This window comes from Ochrobactrum sp. MYb379 (genome assembly GCF_037479515.1).
Classification (GTDB): Bacteria; Pseudomonadota; Alphaproteobacteria; order Rhizobiales; family Rhizobiaceae; genus Brucella.
On the sequence record NZ_JBBGYW010000003.1, the window covers coordinates 376,231 to 395,984 of the forward strand.

Here is a 19,754-nt window from a genome sequence, read left to right on the forward strand (position 1 = left end):
TTGCCGCACAATCAACACCTCAAAAAGCTAAAAATAAATAAAGAATTAACCATGTCCGTTTACCGTTCATCTACCACGTTGCAACGGTTTGAAGACAATATGTTTTTTGCCAAATCCACTTCTGGCGGATCGTCGCCTTTTGTCCTCAGGCTGCGATGCCTGTTGCTGGCGAGTTGTGCTTTGGCAATTGTTAGCTCTGCCGCCTTTTCGAAGGAAGTGACACTGCGCGGCACTCTTGATGACGATACGCTGCCCGCCTCATCATCTGCGGACCAACCCACAAATCGCGATGCCGATGCATTCGATCCGAATGCGCCCGCTACAAACGAATTTGTTGACGATTCTTACACACCCCCGAGCGAGACACAGCCTGCAGAGACAACACAGGTTGCACCCATTAATGATGAAGAACCGCGGCGCTTCCTTACAACCGACAATATGCCGGTGAGTGCTGTGACAATCGAAGAGCAAGATACAACGGGCCGTGCACGTCGTGAAAACTTACCTGCTATCCCTGAACAAGGCCGCCGCCTGACAGCTGAGGCGGATCCTTTCGCGCCGCTTGGCATTCGCACAGGCAACTTCGTCCTTCGCCCATCACTTGAGCAGGGCATTAGCGCCACGACCAACGGCGATAACAGTTCTACTGGTTCGAGCGCGGTGCTGTCTGAAACGACGCTGCGGCTTAAGGCAGAATCCGATTGGGCGCGCCATCAGGCAACGCTTGACGCATCCGGCACACTGAGCAAATCTATCTCCGGGCAGGACGTGTCAGAACCTCGCGTCGATGTTCAGGGCAATCTGCGTTTTGATTTGAGCGGCCAGACAACCGTGAATGCGGGCGCGGGCTATAAGCTGCGCCGCGAAAGCGCATCAAGCCCCAACGGCGTAACGGATGCTTTGAAGCGACCTCTCGTTCATACGGCTAATGGTAGCCTTGGCATTGAACGCGATACAGGCCTTATATTTGGTCGAGCCACAGGTCGTATTGAGCATGACAGCTACGGCGATGCAGAACTGTCTTCCGGCGGAACAGTCAGCCAGAAAGATCGTGATAACACTTATGCCAGCGTAACTTTGCGCGGTGGTTTTGCGATTTCACCAGCACTCAAGCCGTTTGTCGAAGCTGAATTGGGCAAACGCATGTTCGATGAACGCGTGGACAGCAACGGTTATGAGCGCAGCGGCTCACAATATGCTGTGCGTGCAGGTTTGATGTTTGATCGCGGCGAGAAATTTAACGGCGAATTCTCGGCTGGCTTCATGCGCGCCAACAGCGACGATGCCCGCCTCGCAGATGTCAGCGGACCCTCGCTTGCGGCAGCCATCAACTGGTCGCCATTGCGCGGAACTGACGTGCAGCTTTATGCACGCACTATGGTGGACACCTCAACAACTCCGGGTGTCGCAGGTGCGCTGCTGCACTTTGCGAGCCTTGAAGTTACGCGGCGCGTTCGCTCCGATCTAAGTTTTAACGGCAAGCTCGACCTCAATGTCCGTGATAACAAGGACGGCACTGGTACGGATTACACCATCGGTGCACAGATTGGCGCGACGTATTGGATCAACCGCTTTGTCGGTATTGATGCGCGACTACGTCATGAATTTCAGACGAGCCAGATTTCTTATCGCGAGTACCACGCCAACAGCATTTATGTTGGCATGAAGGTCCAGCGCTAAAGGCTTTCAATCAAATACACAAAAGCCCACCTTCATTGCTGAAAGCGGGCTTGTGATTGTTAGATAAGCTAACTTATGCCGTTTTGATCGTCTTCAGCAATTCGGCAATTGAAACTTCAACTGTTGGACGGATATCTTTGCGCCAAAGAGCGAAAGCTACGTTGGCTTCGATAAAGCCTGACTTCGAACCGCAGTCAAATGTCCGACCATGATAATCAAAGCCATAGAATTTCTGTTGATCAGCGAGTTTTAACATCGCATCGGTCAACTGGATTTCGTTGCCAGCGCCTTTTTCCTGCTTACTTAGTAGTTCAAAGATATCTGGCTGAAGAATATAGCGGCCATTGATGTAGAGGTTGGAAGGTGCAGTGCCCTTGGCTGGCTTTTCAACCATCTGGTTGATCTCAAAGCCGTTACCGATAGCAGTACCCTTGCCCACGATGCCATATTTATGGGCTTCTTCAGGATCGCATTCCTGCACGGCAATCACGTTGCCGCCGGTCTGCTCATACAGCTCGACCATTTCCTTGAGACAGCCCTTCTTCGATTGCATCACCATATCTGGCAGAAGCAGTGCAAAAGGCTCATCGCCGACCAGCTCGCGCGCGCACCAGACCGCATGGCCAAGGCCGAGCGGAACCTGCTGACGGGTAAAGCTCGTGGTGCCGGGCTGCGGCTGCAATTCTTGCAAATGCTCAAGCTCAGCCTTTTTGCCGCGCTCAGCAAGCGTCGCATAAAGCTCAACCTGTGCATCGAAATAATCTTCGATCACAGCCTTGTTGCGTCCAGTGACGAAAATCAGATGTTCGATGCCGGCTTCACGAGCCTCATCCACGACATACTGGATAACTGGCTTGTCAACGACGGTAAGCATTTCCTTGGGGATCGACTTGGTCGCGGGTAGAAAACGGGTACCAAGACCTGCGACAGGAAAAACTGCCTTGCGGATTTTACGGATCGAACTCATTCGTCTCCTCGACTTTTTCACTAATGCTGCTGTATTATTAAAGCATTGAAACCACTGCATTTCAAATAGGGCGTTTTGATTAAGGAAAGACGAAATTATATCGCTTTCTTCATCACATTCGGTGACTTTACCTTAATCTTACTTGATTCAAAAATTCTGTAAAATTTCTCGCAATTTTTCAGGCAATCTCGCCATGGTAAACCAAATGCTAACCTGAAGCCTGTAATTTAATGCTTCATAAGGGTCGGCCCCAAATTCAACACTGGATAGTATTAAAGACTTGATGCAATCTAACTGAACTAGGCTCGGCATGAAAGGCAACTCGCCGTTTGAAGCGGCAAAACATGATTGCAGAAGGGAAACACAGAATGCTGCGATTTCCATTCACTCTGGGACGAGGAATGCGCGCCAAGATTACAGCGACCGTTGCGGTGGCAATGCTCGCATCTGGCCTGTCTACCGGCGCCGCTTTTGCCGATGCCAATTTTAGAAAATGGGTGTCCAGTTTCCGCACGACAGCCATTCAGAATGGCGTATCACCGTCGACATTCGACCGCGCGTTCCGCGGCGTCGATTCTCCAGACCCCGAAGTTTTGCGCAAAGCACGTGTTCAGCCCGAATTCAGCGAACCTGTCTGGAACTACATTGATAACCGCGTGAATGAGCACTCCGTGGCCATCGGCCAGAGCATGGCGAAAAAATGGGGCCCGTGGCTCCAGCGCATCGAACAGCGTTTCTCGGTTGATCGCAATATCCTGCTTGCAATCTGGTCGATGGAAAGCAATTACGGCGAGATTCTCAAGCGCGAAGACGTCATGATGGACACCATCCGCTCGCTTGCGACCCTTGCCTATGCCGATCAGCGCCGCGCCAAATTTGGCCGCACGCAGTTGATTGCTGCGATGAAAATTCTCCAGACCGGCGACATTGATCGCGGACATCTGACTGGTTCGTGGGCGGGTGCAATGGGGCATACCCAGTTCATTCCAACCAGCTATCAGGCCTATGCGGTTGATATGGATGGCAACGGCAAGCGCGACATCTGGAATTCGGTTCCTGATGCGCTTGGAACTGCTGCAAACCTGCTGCATCGCAATGGCTGGCAGCCCGGCCGCACATGGGGCTATGAGGTCGTGCTTCCGGCCGGCCGTAAATTCCCTTCCGGCTCGCTTTCAGCCGCCGAATGGCAGAAGCTCGGTGTGGTTCGCGCTAACGGGCGTCCATTCCCGGATGCCAATGAAAAAGTCACACTTAAAGTGATGGATGGTCGTGAAGGTCCAGCATTCTTGATGGCCAAGAACTTCTTCATGATCAAGCGCTACAACAATGCTGATAAATACGCTCTCGCAGTCGGATTGCTTGCAGATCGCATCGGCGGCTATCAAGGATTGCGTCAGGACTGGAACCGTCCGTTTACGCCGATCACAATGAATGAACGCGAAGAATTGCAGACGCATCTTAAAGCGCTCGGCTATTATGACGGCAAAATTGACGGCAAAATCGGCTCGACATCGCGCAAAGCGATTGAAGCTTTCCAACAGCGCAACGGCTTGCAGCAAGATGGGCACCCAAGCAAAGAAGTGCTGACGGTTCTCCGTCGCCGTTAAAAGCAATAAGAATAAACCCGGAGCGCGCATTTCATGTGCGCTCCTTTTTCTTTTTGGCAAAGGACATTACTATTCTAGGCGCAGGAGAGTGAGACCCATGCAGGCAGAACCATTCAAAAGTTCGATTGGCGGCGTTGTGGTGACCATGCTCATTGCCTGTGCGATAACGCTGGCTGCGTTGTCTTCAGCATCTGCACAGAACCGGCCACGCACAATTTTTGATATGCTGTTTGGGCCAAAGCAAACGCAACCACAGCCACAATATGAACAGCCAAAGCCTCAACGCACACGCCCTGCAAAACCAAAACGCACACCGAAAGCTGTAACGCCCGCAGCTCGTGCCGTTCCGGCGACGCCACCACAACCTGAAATCAACTTTGTTGAGAAAAAGCCAGACGCCAAAAAAATTCTCGTCGTCGGTGATTTTATCGGCAACGGCTTGGCGGAAGGGCTTGATGTTGCCTTTGCCGCGGATACGGACCTACGGATTGTCAGCCGCATCAATGGCTCTTCCGGCTTCGTCCGTGACGATCATTTTGATTGGCCTGCAAACATCGGCAAGATTCTCGAAGAGGAAAAGCCAGCTGCTGTCGTCGTCATGATTGGCTCAAACGACCGGCAAGCAATTACGATCAAGGGACAAAGCCTCGCGGCACGCTCCCCTGAATGGACGGCGGAATATCAGAGTCGCGTATCAAAATTCGCGAAAGAGATTACCGATAAGAATTATCCGCTGATCTGGGTCGGTCAGCCCCCATTCCGTCCTCGCGGCATGTCGCAGGATATGCTGGCACTGAACGAAATTTTCCGCACCACCTCCGAGAAGGCTGGGGCAAAGTTCGTCGATGTCTGGGATGGGTTTGTCGATGAAGAAGGCAATTTTAGCCAGACAGGCTTCGACATTAATGGTCAGACTGCACGTTTGCGCGGTAATGACGGCATCAACACGACGACAGCCGGTAAACGCAAACTCGCATTCTATGCAGAAAAGCCGCTAAAGACGCTGTTTGGTGGCAGCAAAGATAATGAGCAATTGCTGCCAACCGCTCAGACAAATGACCCGGAAAGGCCCGTAGATCGCATTGCGCCGGTTAGTCTGCGCGACGTTGATCGCGATAATAGCGGTGTTTTGCTGGGTGGCGTGATCGCGCCAAAGGGCAAAATCAATCGAACGCACAACAAAGGCAACGGTGTTTCATCTGGCCGTGCTGATGATTTTTCATGGCCCCAGAAAAGCGTAAATCCCTGAATATTAATAATATTTGCAAATATGCTTTCACATCTTGGGCGATATTACCGTGAAATATGCGGTATTTCTTCGCCTAAATGCTTATTTTCTTGTGGTTCACATTTGATATTTCCTCGTCTATCAGAAGGTCGCGCAGTCCAATAGGACGTTTCGCGCACGCGTCTGCATTGCATAAGAGGCATATGAATGAACATCGCATCAAAGCCTCCCGTTGAAAAAAAACGGGAGGAGGAACCCCATCTTGCACGCAATCTCACCAATCGACATCTCCAGCTGATCGCCATTGGCGGTGCGATTGGCACGGGCCTTTTCATGGGTTCGGGCAAGACAATCTCACTCGCCGGACCATCCATTCTGCTGGTCTATGCGATCATCGGCTTCATGCTGTTCTTCGTGATGCGCGCGCTGGGCGAAATTCTGCTGTCCAATCTCGAATATCGCTCTTTCGCTGATTTCGCGGGTGACTACCTCGGCCCTTGGGCGCAATTCTTTACAGGCTGGACCTATTGGCTCTGCTGGATTGTGACCGGCATTGCCGACGTTGTCGCCGTTTCCGGCTATATTTCGTTCTGGTATCCGGACCTCGCTTTGTGGATACCTGCACTCGGACTGATCGGCGTATTGCTCCTATTGAACCTGCCGAATGTTCGCAATTTCGGCGAAATAGAATTCTGGTTTGCGCTCATCAAAATCATAGCAATTGTCGCGCTCATTCTTGCTGGCGCTTACATGCTGATTACCGGCTTTGCTCTGCCAAACGGCACGCAAGCTTCGATTACGCACCTATGGGCCAATGGCGGGTTCTTCCCGAACGGTTTCTTCGGCTTTGTGGCTGGCTTCCAGATTGCAGTTTTTGCTTTCGTGGGTATTGAGCTGGTTGGTACGGCTGCTGCCGAAACAGAAAACCCGACCCGCAACCTGCCAAAGGCGATCAACTCGATCCCGATCCGCGTTGTGCTTTTCTATGTCGGTGCACTGTTCGTCATCATCACGGTTATCCCGTGGGATCAGGTTGACCCGGGTTCAAGCCCATTTGTCGCCATGTTCTCGCTGGCCGGTCTTGGTATTGCGGCCCATGTGGTTAACTTCGTTGTGCTGACCTCTGCAACATCGAGCGCCAACTCCGGCATCTACTCGACCTCGCGCATGATTTATGGTCTTGCCACTTCGCGTCTCGCACCGCAGACACTAGGCAAGCTAAACAGCCGCAAGGTGCCAGTAAATGCGCTGTTCTTCTCCTGCATCTTCCTGCTTGCAGGCGTTGTGCTGTTGTATGCAGGCGATAGCATCATTGAAGTGTTCACCATCGTTACAACGATATCGGCGCTTCTGTTTATCTTCATCTGGTCGATCATTCTTGCTTCTTACATTCAGTATCGCCGCAAACGTCCCGACCTGCATGAGCAGTCAACCTTTAAGCTGCCTGGTGGTCGCGCTTCCGTTGCCATGGTCTTTGCCTTCTTTGCCTTCATTCTTTGGGCACTGGCACAAGAACAAGACACAGCAGTTGCTCTGAAGATAACGCCCGTCTGGTTTGTTTTCTTAGGCATTGTCTATCTGGTAATTCGCAAGAAGCGCCAGCAAGGCTAACATAAAAGCAATAAAGCCCGGCTTATAGCCGGGCTTTATATTGAGACAAAGTACTAATTATCGAGGCAAAACCGACGATCCCATCAAGTCGGCGTCAATGGCGTGCGCTGCCTGACGGCCTTCACGAATGGCCCAAACAACCAGCGACTGACCGCGACGCACATCACCTGCTGCATAGAGCTTATCGACGGTTGTGCGGTAATCGCGCTCATTGGCCTTCACGGATGTTCCGCCCCGACGATCCGTTGCGATTTCGAGCTTATCGCTCATTTCCTTGAGCACAGAGTTTTCTGACGGGCCAAAGAAACCAATCGCGATGAAAGCCAGATCAGCCTTGATGAAGAACTCGGAGCCAGCAATCGGCTTGCGCTGATCATCAACCTGACAGCACTTCACATGGGTGAGCTTGCCGTCTTCGCCGATGAACTCAAGTGTTGCCACCTGAAATTCGCGGTTGGCACCTTCAGCCTGACTGGAAGACGTCCGCATCTTGGTTGCCCAATAAGGCCAGACGCTGAGCTTGTCTTCTCTTTCAGGCGGCTGCGGGCGAATATCGAGCTGCGTGACATTGACCGCGCCCTGACGGAAAGCCGTGCCCACGCAGTCAGAAGCCGTATCACCACCGCCGACAACGACGATGTGCTTGCCACCGGCAAGGATCGGCGCTTCGTGCCATGCAACTGATTCAATGTTTTCGCGGCCAACACGACGGTTCTGCTGCACGAGATAAGGCATGGCATCATGCACGCCTTCAAGGTCTGCACCCGGAATACCAGCTGGACGCGGCTTTTCCGAACCACCCGAATAAAGTACGGCATCGTAGGTATCGAGGAGACCACGCAGCGGCTTATCGACACCAATATTGACACCACACAGGAAACGAACGCCCTCGCCTTCCATCTGCGTAACGCGACGGTCGATCAGGTGCTTTTCCATCTTGAAGTCAGGAATACCATAACGCAGCAGACCGCCGGGGCGGCTTTCGCGTTCATAAACATCGACCATGTGACCAGCGCGTGCCAGCTGCTGTGCAGCAGCAAGACCGGCTGGGCCCGAACCAATAATCGCGACCGACTTGCCGGTTTTCTGTGCCGAAGGCTGCGGAACAATATAACCTAACTCGTAGGCCTTATCGCCCAGCGCCTGTTCAACGGTCTTGATTGCGACAGGTGTGTCTTCAAGATTGAGCGTACAAGCTTCTTCACAAGGCGCGGGGCAAACCCGACCCGTAAACTCCGGGAAGTTATTAGTCAGATGCAGGTTGCGGATCGCCTGATCCCAGTTGTTGTTATAAACGAGATCATTCCAATCCGGGATCTGATTGTTCACCGGGCAACCAGTGTCACCGTGACAGAACGGAATACCGCAATCCATGCAGCGTGCCGCCTGCTTCTGCACTTCACCATCCGTCATCGGCAGAGTGAATTCGCGGAAGTGACGAATGCGATCTGATGCTGGCTGGTACTTCGCTACCTGCCGGTCTATCTCGAGAAAACCTGTAACCTTACCCATTATTCTATGCTCCTATCACCGTGCCGTGCGCCATTTCAGGCGCACAAGCACCGTGTAATGATATTTATTTACTCAGCTGCGACACCGATCTGCATGCGCTCCATCTCTTCCAGAGCACGGCGATATTCGACCGGCATGACCTTCACGAATTTCGGGCGATAGCTTTCCCAATTGTCGAGAATGTCCTTGGCACGCGTAGAGCCGGTGTAATGCAGATGGTTGGCAATCAGCTGAACCAGACGTTCTTCGTCGTGACGCGTCATATTTGCCGATACATCCACACGGCCCTTGTGCATCAGATCGCCGCCGTGATGGTGCAGCTTTTCGAGGATGTCATCCTCTTCCGGCACCGGTTCCAGCTCGACCATCGCCATGTTGCAGCGCTGTGCGAAGTCACCGACTTCATCCAGCACGTAAGCGACACCGCCCGACATGCCGGCTGCAAAGTTCCGGCCCGTCTGACCGATAACGACAACCACGCCACCCGTCATATATTCGCAGCCGTGATCACCCACGCCTTCGACAACCGTGACAGCACCAGAGTTACGCACAGCGAAACGCTCGCCTGCCACACCGCGGAAATAGCACTCGCCTTCAAGCGCACCGTAAAGCACGGTATTGCCTGCGATGATCGAGTTTTCAGCCACAATACGCGTGTCTTCTGGCGGACGTATGACAATGCGGCCACCCGAAAGACCTTTGCCGATATAGTCGTTGCCATCGCCGATCAGCTCAAACGAGACACCGCGTGCAAGGAACGCACCAAAGGACTGGCCAGCCGTACCGCGTAGCGTAACGGCAATGGTGTCATCCGGTAAACCCTTGTGGCGGAAACGCTTGGCCACTTCGCCCGAAAGCATCGCACCTGCTGAGCGGTCGACGTTCTTGATGTCGACATTGATCTTCACCTGCGTCTTGTTTTCCAGCGCAGGCATGGCTTCAGCAATCAGCGTGCGATCCAGAACATCTTCAATCGGATGATGCTGACGCTCGGTCCAGAAGATTTCGTGCTTCTCGGCTTCCGGCTTGTAAAAGATACGGCTGAAATCGAGACCCTTCGACTTCCAATGATCAATCATGCTCTGCTTTTCGAGCAGCTGTGTTTCACCAATGATCTGCTCAAGCTTGGTGAAGCCCATGGCTGCCAGCAATGCGCGCACTTCTTCTGCCAGATAGAAGAAGAAGTTGATGACATGCTCAGGCGTACCCTTGAAGCGCTTGCGCAAAACCGGGTCCTGCGTGGCAACGCCAACAGGGCAGGTATTGAGATGGCACTTGCGCATCATGATGCAGCCAGCAGCGATCAGCGGAGCCGTCGAGAAACCGAACTCGTCGGCACCGAGAAGCGCACCGATGATCACGTCACGACCGGTCCGAAGACCGCCATCGACCTGCAATGCGATACGCGAACGAAGACCATTCAACACCAGCGTCTGGTGGGTTTCGGCAAGGCCGATTTCCCACGGCGAACCGGCATGCTTGAGCGAGGTGAGCGGCGACGCACCCGTGCCGCCATCATAGCCGGACACTGTGATGTGGTCAGCGCGTGCCTTGGCAACACCGGCCGCAACCGTACCGACACCCACTTCCGACACAAGCTTGACCGAAATATCAGCAGCCGGATTAACATTCTTCAAATCATAGATCAGCTGTGCCAGATCTTCGATCGAGTAAATGTCGTGATGCGGCGGAGGCGAAATGAGGCCAACGCCCGGCGTCGAGTGACGTGTCTTGGCGATGGTCGCATCAACTTTATGGCCCGGCAGCTGACCGCCTTCACCCGGCTTTGCACCCTGTGCAACCTTGATCTGGATAAGATCAGCATTGACCAGATATTCCGTCGTCACACCGAAGCGCCCCGATGCCACCTGCTTGATCGCAGAACGTTCAGGGTTTGGCTTGCCATCCGGCAGCGGATAAAAACGATCCGGCTCTTCACCGCCCTCACCCGTATTCGACTTGCCGCCAATAGCGTTCATCGCACGCGCAAGCGTGGTATGCGCTTCACGCGAGATCGAGCCAAACGACATGGCGCCCGTCGAGAAGCGCTTGACAATATCAACCGCCGATTCAACCTCATCGATTGCAACCGGCTTGCGGCCACTGGCTTCGGCAAAGCGAATATCAAACAGGCCACGAATAGTCTTTGCCTGCGCCGACTTTGCATCAAGCGTGTTTGTATATTCGGTGAACGTGTCCGGGTTCGACGTGCGAACGGCGTGCTGCAATTTCGCAATCGCATCCGGCGACCAGAGATGGGCTTCGCCGCGCATACGGTAAGCATATTCGCCACCGACTTCGAGTGAAGTCAAGAGAACCGGGTCATTGCCAAACGCATCGGTGTGACGACGCACAGTTTCTTCCGCGATTTCATCAAGACCAACGCCTTCAATGGTCGTTGCCGTGCCAAAAAAGAACTGATCAACAAAACGCGTCTGCAAGCCGACGGCATCAAAAATCTGCGCACCGCAATAGGACTGATAGGTCGAAATGCCCATCTTGGACATGACCTTAAGAATGCCCTTGCCAAGCGACTTGATGTAACGCTTGACCAGTTCGTCAGCATCCACTTCCGGCGGGAATTCACGACGGCGATGCATGTCGAGCAGCGTATCGAAGGCGAGATATGGGTTGATTGCTTCCGCACCATAACCAGCTAGACAAGCAAAGTGATGTACTTCGCGCGGCTCACCCGATTCAACAACCAGACCGACCGATGTGCGCTGCCCCTTGCGGATCAGGTGATGGTGGACGGCAGCCGTTGCCAGCAAAGCCGGGATCGGAATGCGATCCGGACCAACCTGACGATCCGATAGAATGACAATGTTATAACCGCCATGCACGGCAGCTTCCGCACGGTCGCACAAACGCTCAATCGCGCCATGCATACCAGCTGCACCCTCGCCGACATTATAGGTAATGTCGAGCGTCTTAGTATCAAAACGATCTTCCGTATGACCAATGGAGCGGATCTTTTCGAGATCGCCATTGGTCAGAATTGGCTGACGCACTTCCAAGCGCTTGCGGCGCGAGGTGCCAACAAGGTCAAAAATGTTTGGACGCGGTCCGATGAAGGAGACAAGGCTCATCACCAGCTCTTCGCGGATCGGATCAATCGGCGGGTTCGTAACCTGCGCGAAGTTCTGCTTGAAATAGGTGTAGAGCAGCTTCGACTTGTCGGACATCGCCGAAATCGGCGTATCCGTGCCCATCGAGCCAATGGCTTCCTGACCAGTCGTAGCCATTGGCGACATAAGAAGCTTGGTGTCTTCCTGACTGTAACCAAACGACTGCTGACGGTCGAGGAGGCTTACATCCTTACGCAGCGCGCGTGGCTCAACCGGGTTCAGGTCTTCCAGAATAAGCTGCGTGTTGGAAAGCCACTGCTTATAAGGATGCTTCTGCGCAATCTGCGACTTGATTTCCTCATCCGAAACGATGCGGCCTTCTTCCATATCGATGAGCAGCATACGTCCCGGCTGCAACCGCCACTTCTTGATGATTTTCTTTTCGTCAACCGGCAGAACACCGGCTTCAGAAGCCAGAATGACAAAATCATCGTCTGTCACGATATAACGTGCAGGGCGCAGACCATTACGATCAAGCGTCGCGCCAATCTGACGCCCATCGGTGAAGGCAACGGCTGCTGGGCCATCCCACGGCTCCATCAGGGCCGCATGATATTCGTAGAACGCACGGCGTTCGTCTGACATCAGCTTGTTGCCAGACCATGCTTCGGGGATCAACATCATCATCGCATGGGCTAGGCTGTAGCCGCCCTGATGAAGAAATTCGAGCGCATTATCAAAGCAGGCTGTGTCCGACTGGCCTTCGTAAGAAATCGGCCAAAGCTTGGAAATATCGTTCCCGAACAGTTCCGAATCCACCGACGCCTGACGGGCCGCCATCCAGTTGACATTGCCGCGCAGCGTGTTGATTTCGCCGTTATGCGCAACCATGCGATATGGATGCGCCAGTCGCCAAGATGGGAAAGTGTTGGTCGAAAAGCGCTGGTGAACGAGCGCAACAGCACTTTCAAAGCGCAGGTCTTTCAGATCGTTGTAATAAGCGCCAACCTGATAGGCCAGAAACATGCCCTTATAAACAACAGTGCGCGCCGACATGGAGACAATATAGAAGCCCTTATCGTCGCCGTCGTTTTCCTGATAAATGCGGTTCGAAATGACCTTGCGCAGCACGAACAGGCGACGTTCAAAATCATCGTCGCTCTCAATGGCAGCACTACGACCAATGAAAACCTGAACGTGAAACGGTTCGGTTGCAGCAATTTCGGGCGCCTTAGACAAGGACTCGTTATCAACCGGCACCTGACGGAAACCGATGAAAGTCTGGCCCTCAGCAGCAATGACTTCCTTGACAATTTCTTCAATATGCGCGCGCAATTCCGCATCGCGCGGCATAAAAAGATAGCCTACGGCATAATGACCCGGCTCTGGCAGATCGATGCCCTGGCGCGCCATTTCTTCGCGGAAAAAGCGATCTGGAATCTGTACCAGAATGCCCGCGCCATCACCCATCAAAGGGTCAGCGCCGACCGCACCACGATGGGTGAGGTTTTCGAGCATCTTCAGGCCGTTTTCGACAACCTGATGCGACTTCTGACCCTTCATATGCGCAATGAAGCCAACGCCGCAGGCGTCGCGTTCGTTGCGTGGATCATAGAGGCCTTGGGCGGGGGGCGTACCCGCCGAAGTTCGCGTTTTTCGGGTTGCATTGGTGGAATTGGTCGCAGCTTTGACCGTTCCGTTCTGACCGTTGTGTAAATCCACATGCGATACAGATGGCGTCAAATGCGGCATCGTCATTCCCTCCAATAAGCGCGCAACCCTGCGCGATACGATAATGAACCGAAACGGCTATTCGTTCCGAACTGTTTTAGTCGCGCATCTCATCCGAAAACCGCTTCGCACTTTTCGGGATGCGCTTTGTTTTATGTCTATGGAAAGCCTTATCGAAAAGGCGTTGGACGACGTTCCGTGGCCGATGGCATCGCCATCGAAAGGAATATTGCTTTCTCGCCTTCGTCTTTCAGGCTCGACAAGCGACCTCGGCCCGCATGGCGGCGCACCAAACTCCCCTGTCTGTTTTGAGCACCATATTCCGCCGGGTTGTTCCGATCCGCATGACGCTCTCTTTCTGCAACGCTGGAGGTCCTGAACAGAAAACCTGACAATTACAGTGAAGAATTGGACAGTAAGACTGAATTAGTCAGCATTGCTGTCCTAATAACGTATGGCAGAATTCAAATTCGGTCACAAGATGGAAACATGATTTTTCCGGGCTGATTGCGAAACAAAGTGTCGCACTAAGATGCTCAATCATTATTTAATTGCGTAAAGCGCCTGTTGCGTCAGTTTGGCGCGGCCAATGACACACATTGAAAGCTCCAAAAAGTGACAGACGCTGCCTGATTTTTAGCACTTGCAGGCCTTACACCTGTTACCAAGTCCGGTTATAGACGTTTCCATAAGGTCATACCGCCAGTGGAGAACACCGTGCATTTTGCTTCAGACAACTGGGCAGGCGCCCACCCAAAAATCGCTGAAAGCCTTTCCCTTCACGCCAACGGATTTGCTGCAGCCTATGGCGCGAGCGAAATCGACAAGCGCGTGGAGCAGCGTTTCAACGAATTGTTCGAGCGCGAAGTTGCGGTTTTCTTTGTCGGCACTGGCACAGCGGCCAACTCCTTGGCACTTGCGAGTGTGAACCGTCCCGGCGGCGTCTCGCTGGTGCATAGAGAAGCGCATGTGATCGAGGATGAGTGCGGCGCACCTGAATATTTTACCGGTGGCGCACGTCTTCATCCAATTGATGGTGCGATGGGTCGCATCGACCCTGAGCTTTTGAAGCGCGAACTCAAGCGTTTCAATCCGGCCTTCGTTCATGCCGGTCAGCCAATGGCTGTCAGCATCACGCAGGCAACGGAAGTCGGCACGCTGTACCAGCTGGAGCATATCTCGACCATTTCTGAAATCTGCCGCGGCGCAGGCCTGCCACTTCATATGGATGGCGCACGCTTTGCCAACGCTCTTGTTTCACTTGATATGACACCCGCAGAAATGACATGGAAGCAAGGCGTCGACATTGTTTCTTTTGGCGGCACCAAGAATGGCTGCTGGTGTGCAGAAGCGCTCGTCTTCATGGACCCTGCCCGCGCCAAGGATCTCCCGTTCATCCGCAAACGTGCGGCACAGCTTTTCTCAAAAACGCGTTTCATTGCAGCCCAGTTCGATGCATATCTCGAAGGTAATCTTTGGATCGAGTTGGCGAAGCATTCGAATGCGCTTTCCGCACGCCTTGCTCGTCACATTGATGCATCGAGCCAGATGCGGCTTGCATGGAAGCCGGAAGCCAATGAGGTTTTCGCAATTATGAAGCAGTCGGTTTATGATCGTCTGCGTGATGCAGGTGCGATCTTCTACGACTGGAACCCGCCGCACTCCGAAGTCAACCGCATCAGCGAAGGCGAAATTTTCGCGCGCTTCGTTACGAGCTTTGCCAATACAGAAGACGAAGTCGATCAGTTCGGCACGCTTATCGCCTGATATCTTTCATTCGTGGACGCACTAAAACAAAAAGCGGCGCTCAATGCGCCGCTTTCTTTATCTAATGCATAGTCAAGCAGAGGTTAGTGGGCGGTTTTGGCCTCAATCTGCTGGCCATCATCAGTCGATGCCGAGCTGACTTCGATCTTGCGCGGCTTCATCTGTTCAGGGATTTCGCGCTTAAGGTCGATATGGAGCAAGCCATTTTTGAGGCTGGCGCCCGCGACTTCAACAAAGTCAGCAAGCTGGAAGCGGCGTTCGAAAGCACGCGAAGCAATGCCACGATAAAGCACTTCACCGGTTTCAGAAGCATCGTCTTCGGCCTTCTGGCCCTTCACGGTCAACTGATTGCGATGCGCTTCGATTTCGAGTTCACCTTCCGAGAAGCCTGCAACGGCCATGGTGATGCGATAGGCGTTCTCACCCGTCCGCTCGATATTATATGGCGGATAAGACTGCGAGCCTTCTGGCGATGCAAGTGTATCGAGCATCGAGGAGAAGAGACGGTCGAAACCAACGGTGGAACGATAGAGTGGAGAAAAATCAACGTGACGCATGTGTAAGCCCTCCTTAAGAGCGACATAATGCTTTAACTGGCGGCAGAACTCCCATTCTGGCGAATTCTCTGGTGCCGGCGGCCCCGTTTACGGCAACCGCAAAACTTAATTGGGAGTACCGCTTTTTGTTTTCAAGGATGATTTTACTTTAGCTTGTCGAAAAATATTGCGGAGGCAAGCAGCGCCGCGTGCCTGATTGCTACACGGCACATCACTTAACGTAATAACTCCTGATCGTTTGCGACCCTTAAATTGGGGTTTCCGCCATGCAATGAACCCAAAATGAACACCATCTTCGGCGAGCGTTCAGGTGCTTGGGAATAATCTTCCCCTATGCCTGCTGAGAGGCGGGTTTATCAAAGGATTACGGTTATGAAAAAAGCTCTTCTTGCTTTTGCCGCACTTGCCACTGTCGGAACTGCTGTCGCAACTCCGACCCTTGCCGCAGACAATGGTCTGCGTGTTCAAGTTCAGTATTATGACGACATGCCCCCTCCTCCACGCGGCGGACCACGCCCCGGCTGGGATGGTCCGGATCGCGGATATGACAGAGGCCCAAACTGGGGGCCTGATCGTGGTCCCAACCATGGCCCCGGTCGCGGACCAGGCTGGGGTGACGGCTATGGTCGCCCTGAAATCTTAGGCCCGCGCCAAATTTCGCGGTCACTTCAACGGCGCGGCTACGATGTTGGTGATATGCGCCGCGATCGTGGAGCATATCTTGTTAAGGCAACCCGCCCGAATGGCCGTCGTGTAATCGTCGTCGTTGACGCTTTCAGCGGCCGCATCATTGATGAACGCCGCGCGGGTCGCGGCTGGTAGCTTACTCTTATTTTGAAAGATCAGTCTGTGTAACGTCCCTTGCACAGGCTGTTTCCTGAACCGGAAGTTTGCCTGCAAACTTCCGGTTACTTTTTATAATTGTTTATCTCATTATACTGGCACATGAATTTTAGCTGGGGCAGCAATCTGAATGCCAGATCTTCTTTTTGAAACCGGGGCCAACCCAATTCCCGCAGGAACAACGTCCGGGCTGTTTAAAGCCAAAGATGGCATTGATCTGCGTTATGCAATTCTTAAGTCAGAAGCTAAGCCCTCACGCGGAACGATTATTCTGCTGCAAGGCCGCAACGAGTTTATCGAAAAATACTTTGAAACAATGTTAGACCTTGTTGCACGTGGGTTTACTGTCGCCACGATGGACTGGCGCGGGCAAGGTGGCTCGCAACGGCTTCTCAAAGATCATATGCGCGGCTATGTGCGCAATTTCAGCGATTACACCGACGACCTAGATCAGTTTCTCACGCAGATCGTTCTTCCGGACTGCCCACCACCCTTTTATGTTCTGGCGCATTCAGCGGGTGCACTCATCACCTATTCAGCAATGCATAAGCTCGCATCGCGCGTCAGCCGCATTGTGCTATGCGCGCCGCTGATGGGGTTGCGGCCATTGCAATCCGGCGATGATAAAATGCGACGTATGGCAACGGCCCTGCGCTGGCTTGGTATGGGCACCAGATACGCCGCTGGTGGGCGCATACGCGGCGAGCGACTATTTGAAAATAACCCGCTGACCAGCGATCCGGTTCGCTTTGCACGCAATATGGAAGTTGTTCGCAACAATCCGGATCTGGCGCTCGGTGGTACAACCATCAACTGGATCGGCAATGCATTGGGGGCGGCGTCTCGGATTCATCAGCCCGGCTTTTACGAAGGACCGACAGTGCCAATCCTCATCATTGCCGCCGGTGCCGATACTGTCGTCTCAACAGCTGCTACCGAACGGCTCGCAGCCTGCACCCGTAATATCTCGCTTGTCGTGATCGACGGAGCTCGCCACGAACTGCTTCAGGAGGCCGATTTTTACCGGGAGCAGACCCTTGCTGCCTTTGACGCCTTCATTCCCGGAACATCGGAAGTGGAAACGTTGCCAGACAGCCTTGAGCCTGCCAACCCCGATCAGCAGTGACTATCAGCTGTTGAGTAGCTCAAGCGCCGCCTGATGCAGTTCCGGTGAAGCGGCGGCAACAATATCGCCGCCCTTTTCTGCCGGGCCACCATCGCGCTGTGTGACCACGCCACCCGCCTGCTCGATAATCGGGATAAGTGCTACGATGTCATAAGGTTGTAGACCGGCCTCGACGACAAGATCGGCAAAGCCGCTCGCAAGCATGGCGAACGCATAACAATCGACGCCATAACGCGATAGACGAACGGTATTTTCCAAGCGGTCAAAACCTTTGCGTAAATCGCCTTTAAACAGCGCTGGCGTGGTGGTGAACATCGTCGCATCATCAAGCTTTGCCTGCGCGCGCACCGCAAGGCGACGTGGTTCTGCGCCTTCGCGTATCAGATATGAGCCGCTGCCATCACTGTAGAAAAGTTCTCCCGTGAATGGCTGAGACATCATGCCAGCCTTTGCATCGCCGCCTACCGTCAGGCCGACCAGCGTTCCCCATACGGGCAGGCCGGAAATGAAAGCGCGGGTTCCGTCCACCGGATCAATCACCCAAACATGGCTGCGGTCGATATTTTCTGGGCCATATTCTTCGCCAAGAATACCGTGGTCCGGAAACTCCCGGCCAATCACTGCACGAATCGCACGTTCAGCCGCACGGTCTGCTTCCGTCACCGGATCAAAGCCAGTGGTATATTTGTTGTCGATTTCATTGAACTGGCGAAATCTCGGCAACGTTTCTTGCGCTGCAACACTCGCAATTTCGGAAAAAAATGCCTTATCGATCAGCAATCCCAAACTCCCGTTTTCATCAGTTGATGCATTGATATGCAATCTTTGCTATTATTGCCTATAATTTGAGCTAACTATTTTTAGGCTCAAAAAATATGCGTAAATCCTTGACCAGAAAGGCTTTGCCGCGTAGCTTAAAGGCCAGACAGGCTGTCCTGTCGATGCCTTTCGGGGCATTTCCTCCCTAGTCTTTGGCCGCGCTTCTTCATTGCAGCGCGGCTCTTTTTATGAATATACAGAACTATTCCGCGGCCAGCGGCGGCACGACCAGAAGCTCGTCCGGTAGCGACGTGAGATCGCTCAGGAACTGATAGAGATCTCCGCACAGCGCCTCGAAGCCAACAAGTTTCTGCAATGTCTGTTCATTCATATAGAGACTGCGATTGATCTCAATTTGCAACGCATAGCACGCTGCGGCGGGCCGCCCATAATGCTCCGTGATAAAACCACCCGCATAAGGCTTGTTATGCGCAACCGTGTAACCAAGCCCCTGTAAGAGCTCCATCGCAGCCTGTGTGAGCTGCTCGCTGCACGACCGACCAAAACGATCGCCGATAATAAAATCTGGCCTCCCGCTAGTTTCCCCTGAACGCGTGCCACCCGGCATGGAGTGGCAATCGATGAGTACCGAATAGCCGAACTGCTGGTGTGTTATCTTCAGCAAAGCATCCAGCGCGCGATGGTACGGCTTGTAAAGGTGCTCAATTCTGTAGAAAGCCTCTTCCAGTGCAATACGACCGGGATAGATCAACTGTCCCTCACCCACAAGACGCGGCACTGTTCCCAAACCGCCCGCGACGCGTGCAGACTGTGTGTTGACGAAAGGCGGCAGAGGTTCGGCAAACATGCGCGGGTCAAGCTCGTAAGGCTCCCGATTCACATCAAGGAATGCGCGTGGAAAATGGGCTTTGAGCAATGGCGCACCAAGCCTTGTAACCGCTGCAAAAAGCTCATCGACATAGCAGTCTTCCGAGTTTCGGATAGCAAGCGAGTCGAGACGCGATTCTGCCAGAAAGGACGCTGGATACATGCGCCCGCTATGGGGCGAATTGAAAACGAACGGAATCCGCTGCTGCGCCGGTACACAGATCTCAAAAGGAGGAATTTGATTAAAATCGCGCTCCAGACTCATAGTCTTAATCCGTCCTGCTGCCTTCGGGCGACAAGTCATAAGATAATTTAGCTTTTAAAGCAGTATCTTAAACGAGCCCCGGGTCATCAAATGTTTGACATCCGAACGTGCGCCCTCCCTCTACATGGCAGCCGCGTCAAACGAC

General features: G+C 53.3%; 14 protein-coding genes. 8 read left to right on the forward strand and 6 right to left on the reverse strand.

Features of this window, described 5'->3' with window-relative positions; all coding sequences use genetic code 11:
- Positions 1-99: 99 nt before the first annotated feature.
- Positions 100-1,680 (forward strand): outer membrane beta-barrel protein, encoded by a 1,581-nt coding sequence (locus WH356_RS09005; protein WP_339510333.1) that lies wholly within the window; start codon positions 100-102, stop codon positions 1,678-1,680.
- A gap of 73 nt (positions 1,681-1,753) precedes the next feature.
- Here the strand turns inward: WH356_RS09005 and galU are convergent, their stop codons facing one another.
- Entirely contained in the window at positions 1,754-2,647 is an 894-nt protein-coding gene (gene galU / locus WH356_RS09010; protein WP_339509968.1) for a UTP--glucose-1-phosphate uridylyltransferase GalU, read from the reverse strand.
- 368 nt (positions 2,648-3,015) lie between these two features.
- On the opposite strand from galU, the gene WH356_RS09015 reads away from it, so the two are divergent.
- The 3 genes from WH356_RS09015 (at position 3,016) to WH356_RS09025 (ending at position 7,093) form a co-directional block, all read left to right on the forward strand.
- A complete protein-coding gene (locus WH356_RS09015) occupies positions 3,016-4,254 on the forward strand; it encodes a lytic murein transglycosylase (RefSeq protein WP_339509969.1) in 1,239 nt (412 codons plus the stop codon).
- A 97-nt stretch (positions 4,255-4,351) separates the two neighbouring features.
- Positions 4,352-5,503 (forward strand): DUF459 domain-containing protein, encoded by a 1,152-nt coding sequence (locus tag WH356_RS09020; RefSeq protein WP_339509970.1) that lies wholly within the window; start codon positions 4,352-4,354, stop codon positions 5,501-5,503.
- A 186-nt stretch (positions 5,504-5,689) separates the two neighbouring features.
- Positions 5,690-7,093 (forward strand): amino acid permease, encoded by a 1,404-nt coding sequence (locus WH356_RS09025; RefSeq protein ID WP_339509971.1) that lies wholly within the window; start codon positions 5,690-5,692, stop codon positions 7,091-7,093.
- 57 nt (positions 7,094-7,150) lie between these two features.
- On the opposite strand, the gene WH356_RS09030 is transcribed toward WH356_RS09025, so the two are convergent.
- Together WH356_RS09030 and gltB are read right to left on the reverse strand one after the other, a co-directional pair.
- Positions 7,151-8,605, reverse strand: a complete 1,455-nt coding sequence (locus tag WH356_RS09030) for a glutamate synthase subunit beta (protein WP_339509972.1) — start codon at positions 8,603-8,605, stop codon at positions 7,151-7,153.
- Positions 8,606-8,673: 68 nt separating this feature from the next.
- On the reverse strand, positions 8,674-13,425 hold the full coding sequence (gene gltB / locus WH356_RS09035; RefSeq protein ID WP_339509973.1) for a glutamate synthase large subunit: 4,752 nt from the start codon (positions 13,423-13,425) through the stop codon (positions 8,674-8,676).
- A gap of 133 nt (positions 13,426-13,558) precedes the next feature.
- Here gltB and WH356_RS09040 point away from each other — a divergent pair, with 133 nt between their 5' ends.
- Complete coding sequence (locus tag WH356_RS09040; RefSeq protein WP_339509974.1) at positions 13,559-13,783, forward strand: hypothetical protein; 225 nt, start codon at positions 13,559-13,561, stop codon at positions 13,781-13,783.
- Positions 13,784-14,121: 338 nt separating this feature from the next.
- Positions 14,122-15,171, forward strand: a complete 1,050-nt coding sequence (locus WH356_RS09045; protein WP_339509975.1) for a threonine aldolase family protein — start codon at positions 14,122-14,124, stop codon at positions 15,169-15,171.
- A gap of 83 nt (positions 15,172-15,254) precedes the next feature.
- Here WH356_RS09045 and WH356_RS09050 read toward each other — a convergent pair whose 3' ends face one another.
- Positions 15,255-15,728 carry an Hsp20 family protein gene (locus WH356_RS09050; protein WP_339509976.1) on the reverse strand — a complete coding sequence of 158 codons (474 nt, stop codon included), beginning with the start codon at positions 15,726-15,728 and terminating at the stop codon, positions 15,255-15,257.
- A gap of 372 nt (positions 15,729-16,100) precedes the next feature.
- On the opposite strand from WH356_RS09050, the gene WH356_RS09055 reads away from it, so the two are divergent.
- Both WH356_RS09055 and WH356_RS09060 read left to right on the forward strand, forming a co-directional pair.
- Complete coding sequence (locus tag WH356_RS09055) at positions 16,101-16,550, forward strand: PepSY domain-containing protein (protein ID WP_339509977.1); 450 nt, start codon at positions 16,101-16,103, stop codon at positions 16,548-16,550.
- A gap of 151 nt (positions 16,551-16,701) precedes the next feature.
- Entirely contained in the window at positions 16,702-17,697 is a 996-nt protein-coding gene (locus tag WH356_RS09060; protein ID WP_339509978.1) for an alpha/beta hydrolase, read from the forward strand.
- Between the two features lie 3 nt (positions 17,698-17,700).
- Here WH356_RS09060 and hisN read toward each other — a convergent pair whose 3' ends face one another.
- Both hisN and WH356_RS09070 read right to left on the reverse strand, forming a co-directional pair.
- A complete protein-coding gene (gene hisN / locus WH356_RS09065) occupies positions 17,701-18,477 on the reverse strand; it encodes a histidinol-phosphatase (RefSeq protein ID WP_339509979.1) in 777 nt (258 codons plus the stop codon).
- A gap of 241 nt (positions 18,478-18,718) precedes the next feature.
- Positions 18,719-19,609 carry an N-formylglutamate amidohydrolase gene (locus WH356_RS09070; protein ID WP_339509980.1) on the reverse strand — a complete coding sequence of 297 codons (891 nt, stop codon included), beginning with the start codon at positions 19,607-19,609 and terminating at the stop codon, positions 18,719-18,721.
- Between the last annotated feature and the right edge of the window lie 145 nt (positions 19,610-19,754).